The organism is Aerococcus sp. L_32, assembly GCF_050689315.1.
Window position 1 is genome coordinate 26,599 of the sequence record NZ_JBOEQF010000002.1, and the last position, 15,628, is coordinate 42,226.

15 protein-coding genes and 1 pseudogene are annotated in these 15,628 nt (G+C 39.0%); 10 read left to right on the forward strand and 6 right to left on the reverse strand.

The features are described 5' to 3' along the window. Window positions 1-41: 41 nt before the first annotated feature. Together ACRCJ0_RS00340 and ACRCJ0_RS00345 are read right to left on the reverse strand one after the other, a co-directional pair. Complete coding sequence (locus ACRCJ0_RS00340; protein WP_431389136.1) at window positions 42-716, reverse strand: putative RNA methyltransferase; 675 nt, start codon at window positions 714-716, stop codon at window positions 42-44. Between the two features lie 60 nt (window positions 717-776). Continuing rightward, window positions 777-935 (reverse strand): annotated as a pseudogene (locus ACRCJ0_RS00345) (putative RNA methyltransferase); the annotation flags it as partial. A 212-nt stretch (window positions 936-1,147) separates the two neighbouring features. On the opposite strand from ACRCJ0_RS00345, the gene ACRCJ0_RS00350 reads away from it, so the two are divergent. Beyond that, window positions 1,148-1,921 (forward strand): hypothetical protein, encoded by a 774-nt coding sequence (locus ACRCJ0_RS00350; RefSeq protein WP_149315448.1) that lies wholly within the window; start codon window positions 1,148-1,150, stop codon window positions 1,919-1,921. Between the two features lie 86 nt (window positions 1,922-2,007). Here ACRCJ0_RS00350 and ACRCJ0_RS00355 read toward each other — a convergent pair whose 3' ends face one another. The 4 genes from ACRCJ0_RS00355 to ACRCJ0_RS00370 form a co-directional block, all read right to left on the reverse strand. Further along, the gene (locus tag ACRCJ0_RS00355) at window positions 2,008-2,655 is read right to left on the reverse strand and encodes a DsbA family oxidoreductase (protein WP_431389129.1); all 648 of its coding nucleotides are present in this window, start codon (window positions 2,653-2,655) and stop codon (window positions 2,008-2,010) included. A gap of 26 nt (window positions 2,656-2,681) precedes the next feature. After that, the gene (locus tag ACRCJ0_RS00360; RefSeq protein WP_165695905.1) at window positions 2,682-2,828 is read right to left on the reverse strand and encodes a hypothetical protein; all 147 of its coding nucleotides are present in this window, start codon (window positions 2,826-2,828) and stop codon (window positions 2,682-2,684) included. A 208-nt stretch (window positions 2,829-3,036) separates the two neighbouring features. Next, the gene (gene lctO / locus ACRCJ0_RS00365) at window positions 3,037-4,161 is read right to left on the reverse strand and encodes an L-lactate oxidase (RefSeq protein WP_270370986.1); all 1,125 of its coding nucleotides are present in this window, start codon (window positions 4,159-4,161) and stop codon (window positions 3,037-3,039) included. 284 nt (window positions 4,162-4,445) lie between these two features. Further along, entirely contained in the window at window positions 4,446-5,909 is a 1,464-nt protein-coding gene (locus tag ACRCJ0_RS00370; RefSeq protein ID WP_431389135.1) for an NCS2 family permease, read from the reverse strand. 299 nt (window positions 5,910-6,208) lie between these two features. On the opposite strand from ACRCJ0_RS00370, the gene ACRCJ0_RS00375 reads away from it, so the two are divergent. The 9 genes from ACRCJ0_RS00375 to ACRCJ0_RS00415 all read left to right on the forward strand — a co-directional run. Beyond that, window positions 6,209-7,549 (forward strand): alpha-amylase family glycosyl hydrolase, encoded by a 1,341-nt coding sequence (locus ACRCJ0_RS00375; protein ID WP_431389130.1) that lies wholly within the window; start codon window positions 6,209-6,211, stop codon window positions 7,547-7,549. Continuing rightward, window positions 7,550-8,356, forward strand: coding sequence for a Cof-type HAD-IIB family hydrolase (locus ACRCJ0_RS00380; protein WP_069285442.1), 807 nt, complete (start codon window positions 7,550-7,552; stop codon window positions 8,354-8,356). A 127-nt stretch (window positions 8,357-8,483) separates the two neighbouring features. Beyond that, window positions 8,484-10,481, forward strand: coding sequence for a transketolase (gene tkt, locus ACRCJ0_RS00385; protein WP_431389131.1), 1,998 nt, complete (start codon window positions 8,484-8,486; stop codon window positions 10,479-10,481). Window positions 10,482-10,545: 64 nt separating this feature from the next. Next, entirely contained in the window at window positions 10,546-11,199 is a 654-nt protein-coding gene (gene fsa / locus ACRCJ0_RS00390; RefSeq protein ID WP_069285440.1) for a fructose-6-phosphate aldolase, read from the forward strand. 45 nt (window positions 11,200-11,244) lie between these two features. Then, window positions 11,245-11,886 (forward strand): NUDIX hydrolase, encoded by a 642-nt coding sequence (locus ACRCJ0_RS00395; protein WP_431389132.1) that lies wholly within the window; start codon window positions 11,245-11,247, stop codon window positions 11,884-11,886. 83 nt (window positions 11,887-11,969) lie between these two features. Next, the gene (locus ACRCJ0_RS00400) at window positions 11,970-12,566 is read left to right on the forward strand and encodes an ECF transporter S component (RefSeq protein WP_048729824.1); all 597 of its coding nucleotides are present in this window, start codon (window positions 11,970-11,972) and stop codon (window positions 12,564-12,566) included. 15 nt (window positions 12,567-12,581) lie between these two features. Next, window positions 12,582-13,091 carry an acyl-CoA thioesterase gene (locus ACRCJ0_RS00405; protein ID WP_016897276.1) on the forward strand — a complete coding sequence of 170 codons (510 nt, stop codon included), beginning with the start codon at window positions 12,582-12,584 and terminating at the stop codon, window positions 13,089-13,091. Window positions 13,092-13,443: 352 nt separating this feature from the next. Beyond that, window positions 13,444-14,904, forward strand: coding sequence for a proline--tRNA ligase (gene proS / locus ACRCJ0_RS00410; protein ID WP_431389133.1), 1,461 nt, complete (start codon window positions 13,444-13,446; stop codon window positions 14,902-14,904). 202 nt (window positions 14,905-15,106) lie between these two features. Beyond that, on the forward strand, window positions 15,107-15,628 hold a 522-nt coding region (locus ACRCJ0_RS00415), incomplete at its 3' end, for a serine hydrolase (protein WP_431389134.1).

Below are 15,628 nucleotides of genomic sequence, written 5' to 3' on the forward strand. Positions count from 1 at the left end.
AGGTTGATTATCAGTGAGATAGATTAAAAAAAGGAAAAGGGTTAACCCTTTTCCTTTTTGCGTCCAAATAGAATTTGTAAGTCAATAGTAATACCATCTAATGCCATAGCTTCTGTCATTTGACTTTCGTTGGCATGCCACATTAACGGTGTCATTTGAATTAAATCGCGTATCTGCTCCTTATTTAATGGTCGATATTGTTGGTAGTGGCTTTGACCAAAGTCATTGAAGGCTGCTTTAAATTTAGCAATGGACGCAGAAGTGTCGTGTTTTTGTTCATCCACTGGTAGAATGATTTTCCGTAATTCTTTTAAATAGTTAGGGCCGGGTACAATTTTTAGGGCCCAACCTTGGTCGGAAAGTGCTCGGTTTAGTTCAGCGTAGTTAGAGGGTGAAAGGATGGTAAGCGTACCCTCTACTTGTCCATCTTTAAATGGTAATTGACTTAAATCAGCAACCACCCAAAGGGCGTTGGTATAGTGTTTGGCAGCGGAAAGGATACCATCTTTAGCTAAGTCTAAGCCTAGGAATTGTGGCATTTGATCTTGATCGTTGCCCACATGTGCCTGCCAGGTTTGTGCTAGCTGATTGAGGTGACTACCTTCTCCAGTGCCTAAGTCAATTAGGTTGCTAACTTGCGTCAAGTCTACCCCTTTTTCAATTAATAGGTCTAAGATTTGTTTGTAAACCCCGGCGTATAGATTTGCGTCTTGCATGATTCGTTGGCGAGCAGTGAATAGGTCGCTGTTGTAGTGTGCTTCTTGGTGATTAGGTGCAAGGTTAATGTAACCTTGTTTAGCGATGTCAAAGCTGTGATTGTGATTGCAACGGACTTGATTATGACTAAAAGAAAGATTGCTTTTGCAGATAGGGCAGGTCATGCGCGTAGCCCAGTAATTAAATTTTTGAATTGCTTGTGTTCGTTTTGATTCCATAGGTCACCCTTTTTGAATTTGTCATAGTTCTCACTTTTATTATAGCATGTTAGAATAGACTTATTAACGATGATTCATGTGTTTAATGCTGGCTGTCTTTTTTTCATGCTAGCTATTCATAATGGTTTGAGAAGTGAGGGAATATGCGAAATAGAAATAAAAGATGGCTATATAGCGCATTTATAGCGAGTGTTATGAGCCTGTTGCATGTGATGTTAGAGATGTGGTTCCCAAATCCAAGTTTTCAAGCAATTCTTGGAGATGGTATAGCGGTTCAACAAGGGATTTATTATCCAACTTTATTTATAATTTATTTTTTGATTTATACATTCATGACTTATGCTTACTATCTAGTCGATTTTCGCTTGCCAGGAACCAAAGGAACTAAGGTAATGCTTTATGTTATTTCAGAGTTATTGGTTTTCTTAGTTTACCGAGCTGAACCCATGCCCCATTTAGTGGAGACGGACTGGATGATTAATCCGGTTAAAGCGATTTTGATTTTCATGATACAAGGTCAGTTGATTTACCGGTTAATGGCTCGCCAACGGTTAATGTATAAGCCAAAACCTTTTTTCTATACTAGAGGCCTACGTGTTTACATACTAGTTTTTGCGATCATGAGGCTAGTGGCTTATCTAGGCCTAGATATTTATGGAGCGGATGATGGGCAGTTACCAGTAGCTATTCTTTGGTCCGGTATTATGGGACTTTCAATTGGCTTATCTTTTGGTGCAATACAACGCTATATCATCCGGCAAAACCATATTGGCAAAACCAATCAGTTTGCCCTACAGTTCTTTGCTTGGATTGCAGTAGCCAATTATGCCATGATGTATCTACGGTATGATGTCGGCATTTTTGACTTACTAGCTCGTTTAGGTTTGGATATTGCAGCTGTTTGGATTGCGACCTTTATCGTTCTCCATTGGCAAATCAATGAACGAACACCTGTATATCCATTAGATACAAATTCACAAATATAAGTAATTATTGGCTAGGGTCCAGTTGTCCTAGCCTTTTTCTTTTACAAAAAAATACCCGCTAATAAGCTGCGGGCATTAAGGTTGTATTATGCTTCTTGTTCTTCTGTGTATACTTGGTCTAAAACTTGTTGGAATACTTCTACAGGTTGGGCACCTTGTACCGCGTATTTATTATTAAATACAAAGAAAGGGACACCTTGAACGCCAACTTCACCTGCGCGGAAGATATCAGCAGTAACTTCAGCTTGGAATTGATTTTCACTGGCTAGAATTTCGCGGACCTTGTCTCCATCTAATCCGACTGACTCAGACAGCGCAACGATTGTATCTTCGTCGCTGATTAAAGCGCCATCTTCGAAATAAGCTGTATAGAATGCTTTAAAATATTCGTCATCTTTGCCTTGTGTTTTCGCATATTGGAATACACGATGTGCAGGCATGGTGTCTGCCATTTTCATATCAGAAAAGTTGAAGTTTAAGCCAGTGGCTGCAGCCATTTGTGTGACTTGATTATTCATTTGTTCTGCTTGTTCAACAGTTGTATCTTTTAAATCTGCAAAAGCTTCATAGAAGTTTTTGCTTGGGTCATATTTTGCACCAGGCATTAATTCGAAGGATTTGTGTTCAATCGTAATTTCATCTGCGTGGTCAAAGTTATCCATTGCGCGTTCCAAGTGTGTTTGTCCAATGTAACAGAAGGGACATACAAAGTCAGACCAAATAGTAATTTCCATGAAGGTAAATCGCTCCTTATAATTGTTTATTTGTGATCTTTGGTTGTTTGATCATTATTTGTATCCTTTTCTTGATGATCTTTTTCCTTATCGCCATCTCCATCACCGTCAATATTAACGATAGAGGCAAATAAGTCTTCTAACTCAGTAGATTTGCGGTTTTCGATACCCATGCTAACGCTCCTCTCTACAATTTACTTATAGTAAGTATTATAAGTGTGTCTGTTAAGGAATGCAAAGTCTAAGATCTAAGGTGAAGGGGGGATGCTAATACTGGGACAGGTGCTTAAATATTCGCCTTTATTAGCGATAACAAAAAGGTCAAAGAAAATGTCTACATTTCCTTTGACCTAATCTTATATATAAAATTACTGCTAAAATCTAGTATTCATAACCGTGTGGGTTATCGAACAAATCTAGACCCTTCAAGTCTTCCACATTTTGTGAACCTGTTAATTGCATTACACGTGTTAAATCTTTTTGGAAGTAGTCAAGTACTGAGTAAGCACCTTGCCAGCCACCTAAAGCTAAACCAAATAAGACTGGGCGACCTAAAGCAACAACGTCTGCACCTGAAGCTAAAGCTTTGGCAACGTGTTCACCACGACGTACACCTGAATCAAAGACGATAGGTACACGTTTGTTTACACGTTCTGCAATAGCTGGAAGGGTGTCAAATGAACCTGGAGCCTCATATAATTGACGAGCTCCGTGGTTAGATACCCAGATACCTGATGCACCAGCTTTGATTGCCATATCTGCATCTTCTGGGTGTTGAATACCTTTAACGAATACTGGTAATCCAGAATGAGCGGCGATTTCCTCAATATCTCTTGGTGAGATTTTTTGTTTTGAAGAACCGTAGATATTGTTTAATGACATACCTTCTGCTGTACCACGTAAGTAACGTTGAACAATTGGCATACCAAAAGGATAAACGAATTTATTCTTCACATCACGGTCACGGTTTCCAGAAACAGTTGAGTCAGCTGTAAGGATGATAGCAGTTGCACCATCAGATTTAGCTTCGTCTAAGATATCACGGTTTTGTTGGTCATCTTTAGCCATGTAGATTTGGAACCAACGAGGTCCGCCATTTAAGCCTTCAGAAATTTCTTCAAATGTTGCACCAGAATAAGCTGAGATGGACATGATTGTACCAAATTCTGAAACTGCACGTGCAGTACCAGCTTCTTTAGTAGCATGGGCTAAACCATGTGCAGCAATTGGGGCCATGATGAATGGGGCTTTAATTTTATGACCTAAAATTTCAGTACTTGTATCAGGCGCTTCAACATCTTGCGCTAGACGTGGGTATAGTAACTTATGTTTCCAAGCACGGTCATTAGCACGTTTAGTCCACTCATCACCAGATGCACCGGCAATATAGTTAAAACCACCATGTGGTACCACTTTACTTGCTTCTTCTTCTAAGTCGTAAGTATTGACAACATCAATATACTTAATTTCACTAGGTGCATTATATTCAATGTCATTGTTATTCATTATATTCTCTCCTCCTAAATGTAAAATAAATAGAGCAAGACAAATCTATCAACATTCCTATTTTAGCGCTTATGATGTCAAAAGGGAATGGTTTATAAATCGTATTAAATCAACTTCTGCAAAGTATCCTTAAAAAAACCTTGAATTGTTACGTTTTCATAATTATTCAAAGAAATTTTATATCATGTTGAATGAAAAAAGAATACAAAAATGTTTCTAAAAAGCAAGAAAAAAGACCAGAGAACCTGGTCTTTAGGTATAGCTAATAATATTAGTTTAGTGATTTAGATCATGGCCAAGATGATGAAATTAGCTAAGAACAAGAATGATGCAGCCCATAAGATTGGATGAATTTCTTTTGTTTTCCCTAGTGCTACTTTCACGATGCAGTAAGTGATGAATCCTGCTGCAATACCATATGAGATTGAGTAAGCATAAGCCATAAATACTGAAGCGAAGAAGGCAGGAATTGCAACCTCTAAGCTAGTCCAATCAATCTCACGAATAGCTGACATCATCATAATACCAACGATGATTAAGGCTGGTGCAGTTGCAGCACTTGGTACTAAACCAACGAAAGGTGAGATGAAAGCACATAAGAAGAAAGCAATAGCAACAAATACAGATGTTAAACCTGTACGGCCACCTAATGAAATACCTACAGTAGATTCAGCATATACAGTTGTATTTGAAGTACCGAAGACCGCACCTAATGAGGTACCAACAACGTCACCAAAAAGTGCTTTATCTAATTTAGTGTTCATGACGCTTGATTGATCCATATTATCAATGTCTTCTTTAGTAAAGATACCCGAAGCGCGACCTGTTCCAATGAAGGTACCAATTGTATCGAATACATCAGATAAAGAGAAAGCAAAGATTGTCATGATTACTAATGGGTAACGGGATGGATCAGCGAAAAGTGATAGTAATCCTTCTTTACCAAAGGCTGCTCCGAAAGTAACACCCAAGTCTTGGAAGGCAGCGCCTAAACCAGATTGGTCGAAGTTCACAGTGGCTAAAGCAGCTGGGTTTAAAATAACGTAGATAGTTGAAACCGCGATGATACCAATTAAGATCGCACCTTTTACATTTTTCAATAATAAAATGATGGTTAGGATTAGGCCGAATAGTGCTAACAATGAAGTTTGGTCTGTAAAAGTAGAAATTTCTGGTAGTGTTGACCCAGTAGAGTTGATTGTCGCTAGACCGCCTTCGAATACAGATTGAGTGGCATCAAATGGTTGACCGTTAACAGCTGTGATGTTTGCTGCTTCAGTTGTAAAGTTGATGAAACCGGCATTTTTAACACCAATGTAAGCAACGAATAAACCAACACCAGCACCAATTGCATGTTGTAATGAGTCTGGAATTGCTTTAATAATTAATTGACGTAATTTAGTTACTGTGATGAAGATGTTGAATAAACCACAGATAAATACCATTGCCAACGCTTCTTGCCAAGTAAAGCCCAGTGAGAAAACTACTGTATAAGTAAAGAAAGCATTTAATCCCATACCTGGTGCCAATGCGTAAGGTACGTTAGCAAATAATCCGATAAATAATGTCGCTAAAGCTGATGAAATGATGGTCGCTAAGAATACGCCTTGGTAAGGCATACCTGTTTGAGATAAAATTGCTGGGTTTACAAAAATAATGTAACTCATTGCAAAGAAGGTTGATAAACCGGCAATCAATTCAGTTGAAAAGTTTGACCCATTTTCCTTCAATTGGAAAAATTCCTCTATTTTTTTCACTTTTCTTGCTCCTTTTATGAATTTAATTAACTACTTCTATCATTATAAAGACTCGAGAGGAAAAATCAATACTAAACACGAATGTTTAGTTAATTTATTTTTCAATCGTTCGCAAAAACCTTTTTATGTATAAATTCCGCTTATTCACGAGCAAAAAAAGCCTTTTACAGGTTGTTAAACTAGTAAAATCATTTTTACTAGTGATAAGGATGATTATGGTGAGTAATTTGATGCACGTATGCTAGAATGAAGATAGCAAAAAGAGTCGCAGTTAATATAGGAGGTCAGCCATGGCTAAAGTAACGAATTTAACGTTACGTCACAAAACGTTGTATAAGTTATTTGTTCGCAATTTTACAAAGGAAGGGACTTTCAAATCGATTATTCCAGAGCTTCAACGTTTGAAAGATTTGGGCGTAGACATTATTTTACTGCAGTCTATCTTTCCAACTACTGACTTGAGGGTTGCTGATAATTTGAAAGGTAATCCAATGATCGTGAAAAATATCTCTGAGGTTTCCCAGCAGTATGGGAGCTTAGATGATTTTCAAGAATTAGTGGACAGTATCCATGAGATGGGTATGCAAGTGATGTTAAACCTACAATTATTCCATTTGGCAAAGGATTCGGAGTTAGTTAAAGAACATCCTGAATATTTCTTACATAATGAACAGGGCGAAATGATTTCTCGATTGGACATCTATGATAGTTCCTACGATTTAGACTATACCAACCCTAAATTATGGGATTACATCATTGAAAATCTAAAATATTGGGCTAAATTTGTGGATGGGTTTGCGGCAAACCATGCCCAACTGGTTCGTCCTGAATTTTGGGCGTCAGCACGGGCTGAAGTGGAAGATGTTCATCCATATTTCTATTGGGTGGCTGCAACCATGCCTTTATCAATCCTAACGAAGTTACAACAAATGAATATGCCTTATTGGACAGAAGGGGAATTATATCCTAACTTTGACGTAGTTGATCAAATTCCAGGTTCCTTCTATAAAAATCGTTTTTATCATGGAGAATTGTCCTTGGAAAACTTTGTTGGTACCTTAAATTACCAAGAGTTGATGTTGCCAAATACATACGTAAGTATGCATTCTTTAGAATTTGAGGAATTCCCACGCTTTGCAAAATGTGTTAAACCAGGTAGTGAACTAGAAAATTGGACAGCTTTTTCCTTTTTCCAAAAAGGGATAGCCAGCGTATTTATGGGACAGGAGTATGGATCAAAAGAACGATTTAACTTCCAAAGCGGTGAAACGATTAACTGGGCTATTAATCAAGATTTAACCCCGTTGATTAATCGTATGTCACAAATTAAGAAACGGGAAGTATGTAAGAGTGGCTATTATACGACTATGCCTGCTGGAGATTCAACAGTGGTACTTTCTTACCATTATTACACGCAGCATTTGTTTGGTATTTTCAAATTGAAAGAAGAAGAACAAGTTGCTGAAATTGAATTGGGCATACCTGATGGAGAATATAAAGATGAAATTTCTAAAGCTAGTTATCAGGTTGTGAATGGTCGTGTAACGTTTGGGGATAAGCCAGTTGTCATTTCATATGAAGGTGATATGAGGCTGCCAGAATATTTTAAAAAAGATGGAGGAAATGCATAGATGTATAAATTAATCGCATTTGATATTGATGGGACTTTAGTAAATTCGAAAAAAGAGGTATCTCAAGCGACCAAAGAAGCGCTTCATAAATTGCATGATGCGGGTATCCATGTAGTTATCTCATCGGGTCGACCTTATAAAGGCGTACTATTAAATGCAGATTTAGTTGGCCGTGAAATCGTACCATTTGTTTCTTGTTTTAATGGTGGCTTAGTAAAAGAAGTAGCAACTGATCGTACCGTCTTTTCACATGCCTTAACCAACGATGAATTACAAAGTTGGGTTGACTTGGCTAAGGAATATGATTTAGATGTGCATGCCCATGACGATGAATATGTGCTTGTTCAAGATGAACCAAAAGACCAATACGTAGAAGTTGAATCTACTTTAAATGAAATGCCAATCAGAACGGTCGATTTCTATGATGGTGAAATTACGGCACCAAAAGTCATGATTACGGCTGAACCTGGGAAGTTAGACGCCTTTATCGCAACATTGGACCCTGAATTGTACGAAAAATACTCGATTATGAAATCTGAGCCATTCTTCTTAGAAATTATGCCAAAAGGCGTTGATAAAGGAGAAGCTTTAGCTAAGTTAGCAGAAAGTTTAGGGATTGATCAAAGTGAAACAATGGCCTTTGGTGACCAAGCGAATGATTTATCCATGATTAAATGGGCTGGTTGTGGTGTGGCTATGGGTAACGCAATTGACGACTTGAAGGACAATGCGCAATACGTTACAGCAAGCAATGATGATGAAGGGATTGCAAAAGCATTAGAAAAATTGGTGTTCGTCGCAGAATAAAATTTTGCGTGACCAATAAGTTCTAACGCCTATAAATAGTGATTTTAGAGATTTTTTGTTATACTGTTAGTATGACAAGCTGTCAGCTTTAAATGAGAAATTGAACAGATTTTAAGGAGTGAAATGAATGTTTGACAACACGGATATTTTAGCAACAAACGCTATTCGTGCTTTAAGCACAGATATGGTGGATAAGGCGAATTCTGGACACCCAGGTTTACCTTTAGGTGCTGCACCAATGGCATATGCCCTATGGTCAAAACACCTACGTCAAAACCCACAACACAGTAAGTGGACTAACCGCGACCGATTTGTATTATCGGCTGGACATGGTTCTGCAATGCTTTATAGCTTACTTCACTTATCAGGATTTGATGTATCTTTAGAAGATACGAAAAACTTCCGTCAATTCGGTTCGAAAACCCCTGGACATCCAGAGGTACACGAAACTGACGGTGTAGAAGCAACAACAGGTCCATTAGGTCAAGGTTTTGCTAATGCAGTAGGTATGGCAATGGCAGAAGCGCATGACGCTGCTGTTTACAATAAAGACGGTTTTAACGTTGTGGATCATTTTACTTACACCCTAGTTGGTGACGGTGACTTGATGGAAGGTGTGACGCAAGAAGCAGCATCTTTAGCTGGTCATTTAAAACTGAACAAATTAATCGCTTTATACGATTCAAACGACATTTCATTAGATGGTCCTACTTCTAAAGCCTTTACTGAAAATGTTGGTGATCGTTTCAAAGCTTATGGCTGGGAACATATTTTAGTGAAAGATGGTAACGACTTAGATGCCATTAACACTGCAATTGAACAAGCTAAAGCCAACACTGATCAACCAACATTGATTGAAATTAAAACAATTATTGGTTTCGGTGCTGAAAAACAAGGTACTTCTGGTGTTCATGGTGCGCCATTAGGTGCTGAAGGTTCTACTTTCGCTAAGAAAAAATTTGGTTGGGACTACGATGCATTCGATATTCCTCAAGAAGTTTACGACCGTTTCAATGAAGTTGTTGCGTCTCGTGGCCAGTCCGAAGAAGAAGCTTGGAACCAATTATTCGCTGACTATAAAGCAGCTTATCCCGAATTAGCAACCCAATACGAGCGCGCTTATGCAGGTAAATTACCTGAAGGTTGGGAAGCAAACATTCCTGTTTATGAAGTAGACGATAAAGCAGCAGCAAGTCGTAAAACCTCTCAAGCAGCTATTCAAGAAATTGGTAAAGCTTTACCAGAATTCTGGGGTGGGTCAGCTGACTTATCTTCATCTAACAACACAATGAACGATGCAGACGAAGAATTCCAAGCAGGTTCATACCAAGGCCGTAACATTTGGTATGGTGTGCGTGAATTTGCAATGGCTGCAGCTATGAACGGTATTGCTTTACACGGTGGTTCTAAAACATACGCGGGTACATTCTTCGTATTCTCTGACTACTTACGTCCAGCAGTTCGTTTAGCGGCAATCTCTAAATTACCAGTGACTTATGTATTTACCCATGACTCAATTGGTGTTGGTGAAGATGGTCCAACACATGAACCAGTTGAACAATTAGCTTCATTCCGTGCAATGCACAACGTAAATGTTGTTCGTCCTGCAGACGGAAACGAAGTAGGTGTGGCTTGGAAATTAGCTTTAGAATCAGAAGAAACACCAACAATGTTAGTCTTATCTCGTCAAGACTTACCAGTTATTGAAGGGACTAAAGAAAACGCTGAAGAAGGCGTTCGTAAAGGTGCTTACGTAATTTCACCAGCTGCTGGCGAACAAGAAGGTATCTTAATCGCGACTGGTTCTGAAGTGAGCTTAGCGATTGAAGCGCAAACGCAATTAGCTGAAGAAGGCATCAACGTATCTGTTGTATCTATGCCGTCTCAAGAAATCTTCAATGCACAAGACGAAGCTTACAAAGAGTCTGTATTGCCAAAAGCAATCACTAAACGTGTAGCTGTTGAAATGGGTTCTTCATTCGGATGGGCTAAATACACTGGCTTAAACGGTGCAATCGTTGGTATCGACCGTTTTGGTGCTTCAGGTAAAGGTGCCGTAATTCAAGAGGAATACGGCTTTACAGCTGAAAATATTGCCAATACTTATAAAGGTTTAGCTGACTAATTCGTCAGCTACCACCTTTGTCACTACGTCAGTCATGAATTAGCCAACAGGAGGCTTTTGAAAAATGAAATTTTTCTTAGATACTGCAAACATTGATGAAATTAAACGAATTAATGACTTAGGTTTAGTTGACGGTGTAACAACTAACCCATCTCTAGTAGCTAAAGAAGGACGCGATTTTGAAGAAGTAATCAAAGACATCGCTGGTACAATTGATGGTCCAGTTTCTGCTGAGGTTACTGGTTTAACCTACGAAGAAATGGTTGAAGAAGCACATGCAATCGCTAAATGGGCTGACAACGTTGTTGTTAAAATCCCAATGACTGAAGCTGGTTTAAAAGCTGTAAACACACTTTCTAAAGAAGGCATTAAAACAAATGTCACTTTAATCTTCTCTGTTTCTCAAGGATTAATGGCGGCTAAAGCTGGTGCAACTTACATTTCACCATTTATCGGTCGTATCGATGACTTAGGTCAAGACGGCTTGAAATTAATCGTTGAATTACGTGAAGTATTGGATATCTACGGTTACGAAGCTGAAATTATTGCGGCATCTATCCGTCACATTGCCCACTTTGAAGGTTCTGCTTTAGCGGGCGCTCACATTGGTACTATTCCAGGTAGCCTATTCCCTAAATTATGGGGTCACGTCTTAACTGACAAAGGTATCGAAGGCTTTACAGCTGACTGGGAAGCTTACCAAAACCGCGACAAATAATTTATTATCAAAAGATCAACATCAATTGAAGGAAGGGCGATTGTGATGGATGAGGTTAGACGTATCTTTCAAACCTACGAACCACGCCCTCTCGACGTTGAAAAAGCATATGCCGTCTTAATCCCTCTAGCCAAATTGGACGGGGAATGGCATATTTTATTCGAACACAGGGCAAACGGCATTTCCCAAGCTGGGGATGCCGCTTTTCCTGGTGGTCGGGTAGAAGCGGGCGAAGGTTTTGAGCAAGCCGCGGTCCGTGAAACGACGGAGGAGTTGGGGGTAAGCCCTGATAAGATCGACGTGGTTGGTGAAATGGATTATATTGTCATGGGCAAACGAATTATCGGTTGTCATGTGGGTGAATTAGCCATTGAAAGTTTGGATGATTTGACCCTCAACAAGTATGAAGTGGACCATGTTTTTACCATCCCTTTGCGTGAGTTGAAGACCATGACGCCTGACGTCCATTATGTAGCCCACCACCAGCAAGTGGCGGATGATTTCCCCTTTAACCTAATTCCAGGGGGGAAACAATATAATTTTAGTCGATCTGAACAACGGGAAATTCTTTTTTACAATATTCAAGGGGAACATTTATGGGGAATGACTGCTAAATTAACTGCCCGTTTCGTGGATATACTGAAGGGTAAACATCTTTCATTTAATCAGGATGACAAGGAAGGCTAGCTCAATGTTAGCCTTTTATTATTGGGCGGATTCGTGGTATGATAACGCCACATATATTATAAATTTAGATATCGAGGTTTATTATGGATCATCAAAAAGAACGGACCGCCAGATTAACTGTGATTAGTTTGATGTTGGCGATTTTAATTATTCAAACTTTTGTTCCTGGAATAGGCTATATCCCGATTGGACCAGTCCAGGCAACAATTATTCATGTAACAGTTATTATCGGTGCTAGTTTATTTGGGCCACAAACTGGACTTATCCTCGGTGCTTCTTGGGGTATTTTGCGGATGATCAAGGCAGCAATTGTGCCCGATATCATGTCAGTAGTTTTCTTAAACCCCTTAGTATCTGTTATTCCGCGGATGCTAGTTGGCTTTATTTCAGGATGGATTGCTATATACCTTGATGGTAAGGTGAAAGATAGAACAAAATTTATCATTACAGGTGTTACCGGCTCTATAGTGAATACAGTTACTGTTTTAGGTGCGATTTACCTATTTTCAGCAGAAGCTTATGCGAATGCGCTAAATATCCCAACATCTGCTTTAATTGCTACATTCTTAGTTACCATTGGCGGTAATGGGTTATTAGAAGCTGTCACTTCAGGGATTATAACGCCTATTCTATCCTTACCTTTAAGTAAATCACTTAAAAGGTCCGGAATGAATGATTAAATGGAGGTCAGATTTATGACACAAGTAACTTGTAAACGAACTAAGGCAGTACAATCACATCGAATTATGCCTAATCAAACCAATTTTTATAAGAATTTATATGGTGGCCAAATATTATATATCATGGATAATGTGGCTTCTGTATCCGCAGGTCGGTTGACGCCATATGGTACAATGACTGCTAATATGGACGATATTCATTTCATAGCGCCTTTGCCAGAAGGCGATATTGCCCATGTTGAAACCTATGTAACGGGAGCAGGTAAACGTTCGATGGAAATTTTTGCCAAGGTCATTGGTGAGAAACATACCGGTGAGCGTTATCTAGCTGCAACGGCCTTTCTAACCTATGTAGTCTTGAAAGACTATGTAGACCCTGACTATCATTTACCGGAAGTTGTTGCACATACAGATGAAGAAGTCTACTTATGTAACGGTTATGAAGGCCGAAAATCAGGTCACGCCCAAAAACGAATCTTAACGAAAGAATTGGTTAGTCATTTAACAGTTGACTTGCTTGATTAATGAAACTAGTCTTTTCTCATGGGAAAAAGACTAGAGATATTGACTTTTACTAGCTAATCAAGCAAAATATAGGCTGTAAGCTAAGCGAATAAACAAACGATTTGTAGACTAGTAATGTTGTTAAGGATTAAGCGAGATATGATCAGGTGTAAGCATATCCCCACTGACTACATGAACCTACTACTTATAAAAATCGCCTTGAAAAAGGCACGGTGGCGCCGTTATCGTCTTTGAGAGAGTTGGAGACCTTTTGTATCTCTGACTAAAAAAGGTGGCACCGCGAGCATTTCGTCCTTTATGGATGGGATGCTCTTTTTGGTTGAAGGAATATTTTTTTAAAAGGAGTATGAAAATGGCGAAGCAAGAAGCAACAGAAAACTTACAACAAACAGATTTTTCAAAATGGTATTTACAAGCAATTCAACAGGGCGATTTAATGGATTACGGTCCTGCCCGTGGGACAATGATTTTTAAACCAGATGGCTTTTTATTATGGGAATCATATAAAGATGCCTTTAACAAAATGTTGAAGAAGGAAGATATTCGTAACGCCTACTTCCCAATGTTAATTCCAAAACACTTCTTTGAAAAAGAGGCTGACCACGTAGAAGGTTTCGCGCCTGAATTGCCATGGGTAACTGAAGCAGGTGAAGAAAAATTAGAAGAGCCATTGGCATTACGTCCAACTTCTGAAACTTTATTCGGAAACGCTATGTCTGACTGGATTAATTCATACCGTGACCTACCAATGGAATTAAACCAATGGGCTAACGTCTTCCGTTGGGAAAAACGGACATTACCATTTATCCGTACATCAGAATTCTTGTGGCAAGAAGGTCACACAGCGCATGCAACTGAAGAAGAAGCACGCGAACGTACGATGAAAATGTTGCACTACTATACTGACCTAGTAAAAGAAGTATTTGCAATGCCAGTTTATGAGGGACAAAAAACACCATCAGAACGCTTTGCTGGTGCGGTAGATACCTTCTCGATTGAAGCGATGACAAAAGATACAAAAGCAATTCAAGCGGGAACTTCTCACTATTTAGGTCAAAACTTTGCAGAAGCTTTTGATATTAAATTCTTGAATGAAGACAACCAACATACATACGTACATACAACATCTTGGGGTTCATCAACCCGTTTAATCGGTGCCATGATCATGATCCACGGTGACGAACAAGGATTGGTCTTACCGCCACGCGTTGCCGGTACCCAAGTTTCTCTAATTCCTGTTGGGAACATCAAGAAAAATCCACAAGTACTTGAGAAATTACAAGAAATCAAGGCCACTTTATCAGCAGCTGGCTTACGCGTAAACCTTGATGATTCAAACAACTCACCAGGTTACAAATACAATGAGTCTGAAGTACATGGTGTACCATTAAGAATTGAATTTGGTCCACGTGATATGGAAAACAACCAAGTCATGATTAAAATGCGCGATGTTGATGGTAAAGAGGCATTTTCACTAGATCAAGACATAGTAGCTGAAATTAATAACCGTTTTGATGAAATGCACCAACGTCTTTACGATAAAGCGGTAGCTTTCCGTGCTGAGAATGAACATTTTGATATTGATACAATGGATCAATTGACTGCTCACTTAGCAGCTTGTGAAGAAAATGGCGAACGTCCAGGTTGGATTTTAGCTGGTTGGGATGGTACTGATGAATCAGAAGCAGCCATCAAAGAAGCCACAGGATTCACTTCACGTAATATCCCATTCAACCCACCAGTAGAAAAAACAGTTGACCTATATTCTGGTAAACCTGCTAAATACACTGTGTGGTATGCACGCGCTTATTAATAACTACCATAACGAGACAGGATAACCATCTTGTCTTGTTTTATATGAGAGCTAGGCATAGAATTAACGTACTCTTAAAATATAAAACATCATTCATTCACAATAAGTGGGAAATTGTCACAGTATTATCATATTTTCTTGGTAAAATTCATATGCATGGGATGAGGACCATAGAATATTAAAAATGAATAAGGAGTAATGCATGTCGAAAAGCAGAAAAAAATCTAGTATTAAACCGCTAGTGCCCTTCTTCGTTCTAGGAGTGGCTTTAATAGCAGTATTAATTGCTATATTTAAATATAATGATGAGGGTGAAGGGAATGCATCAAGCGATTCATTAACAGCGACAGTAGACGAATCTACTGCAAGTGAATCTTCAGGTAGCACCCCATTAACCTTAAGTGATGAAGAAGTATACAACCTGGATTTAATGCAAGCGTCAGGTATTGAACTAATCGATACTAGTCAATACGCCTCAATGGATGAATTGATTGAAGTGACAATGGCAGAATTTGGGGTAGATGAAAGCCAAGTTTCGCTACAATATACCAACTTTAAAACTGACGAAAGCTACACAATTAACGAAAGTACCTTCCAAACTGCCGCTTCTACGATTAAGTTACCGCTAGCAGTAATGTATGTAGATGCGATTGAAGAAGGCTATGTTGACTGGGATACAGAGGTTACCTATACATACGCAGACTATGAAGAGGGTGACGGTACC

Excerpts from the sequence above, each read along its gene's own strand:
- tkt (WP_431389131.1), top strand. The coding sequence starts at position 8,484 with ATGTTTGACAACACGGATATTTTAGCAACAAACGCTATTCGTGCTTTA.
- ACRCJ0_RS00355 (WP_431389129.1), bottom strand. The coding sequence starts at position 2,655 with ATGGAAATTACTATTTGGTCTGACTTTGTATGTCCCTTCTGTTACATT.
- proS (WP_431389133.1), top strand. The coding sequence starts at position 13,444 with ATGGCGAAGCAAGAAGCAACAGAAAACTTACAACAAACAGATTTTTCA.
- ACRCJ0_RS00375 (WP_431389130.1), top strand. The coding sequence starts at position 6,209 with ATGGCTAAAGTAACGAATTTAACGTTACGTCACAAAACGTTGTATAAG.
- lctO (WP_270370986.1), bottom strand. The coding sequence starts at position 4,161 with ATGAATAACAATGACATTGAATATAATGCACCTAGTGAAATTAAGTAT.
- ACRCJ0_RS00395 (WP_431389132.1), top strand. The coding sequence starts at position 11,245 with ATGGATGAGGTTAGACGTATCTTTCAAACCTACGAACCACGCCCTCTC.
- ACRCJ0_RS00400 (WP_048729824.1), top strand. The coding sequence starts at position 11,970 with ATGGATCATCAAAAAGAACGGACCGCCAGATTAACTGTGATTAGTTTG.
- ACRCJ0_RS00350 (WP_149315448.1), top strand. The coding sequence starts at position 1,148 with ATGTTAGAGATGTGGTTCCCAAATCCAAGTTTTCAAGCAATTCTTGGA.
- ACRCJ0_RS00380 (WP_069285442.1), top strand. The coding sequence starts at position 7,550 with ATGTATAAATTAATCGCATTTGATATTGATGGGACTTTAGTAAATTCG.
- ACRCJ0_RS00340 (WP_431389136.1), bottom strand. The coding sequence starts at position 716 with ATGCAAGACGCAAATCTATACGCCGGGGTTTACAAACAAATCTTAGAC.
- ACRCJ0_RS00360 (WP_165695905.1), bottom strand. The coding sequence starts at position 2,828 with ATGGGTATCGAAAACCGCAAATCTACTGAGTTAGAAGACTTATTTGCC.
- ACRCJ0_RS00405 (WP_016897276.1), top strand. The coding sequence starts at position 12,582 with ATGACACAAGTAACTTGTAAACGAACTAAGGCAGTACAATCACATCGA.
- fsa (WP_069285440.1), top strand. The coding sequence starts at position 10,546 with ATGAAATTTTTCTTAGATACTGCAAACATTGATGAAATTAAACGAATT.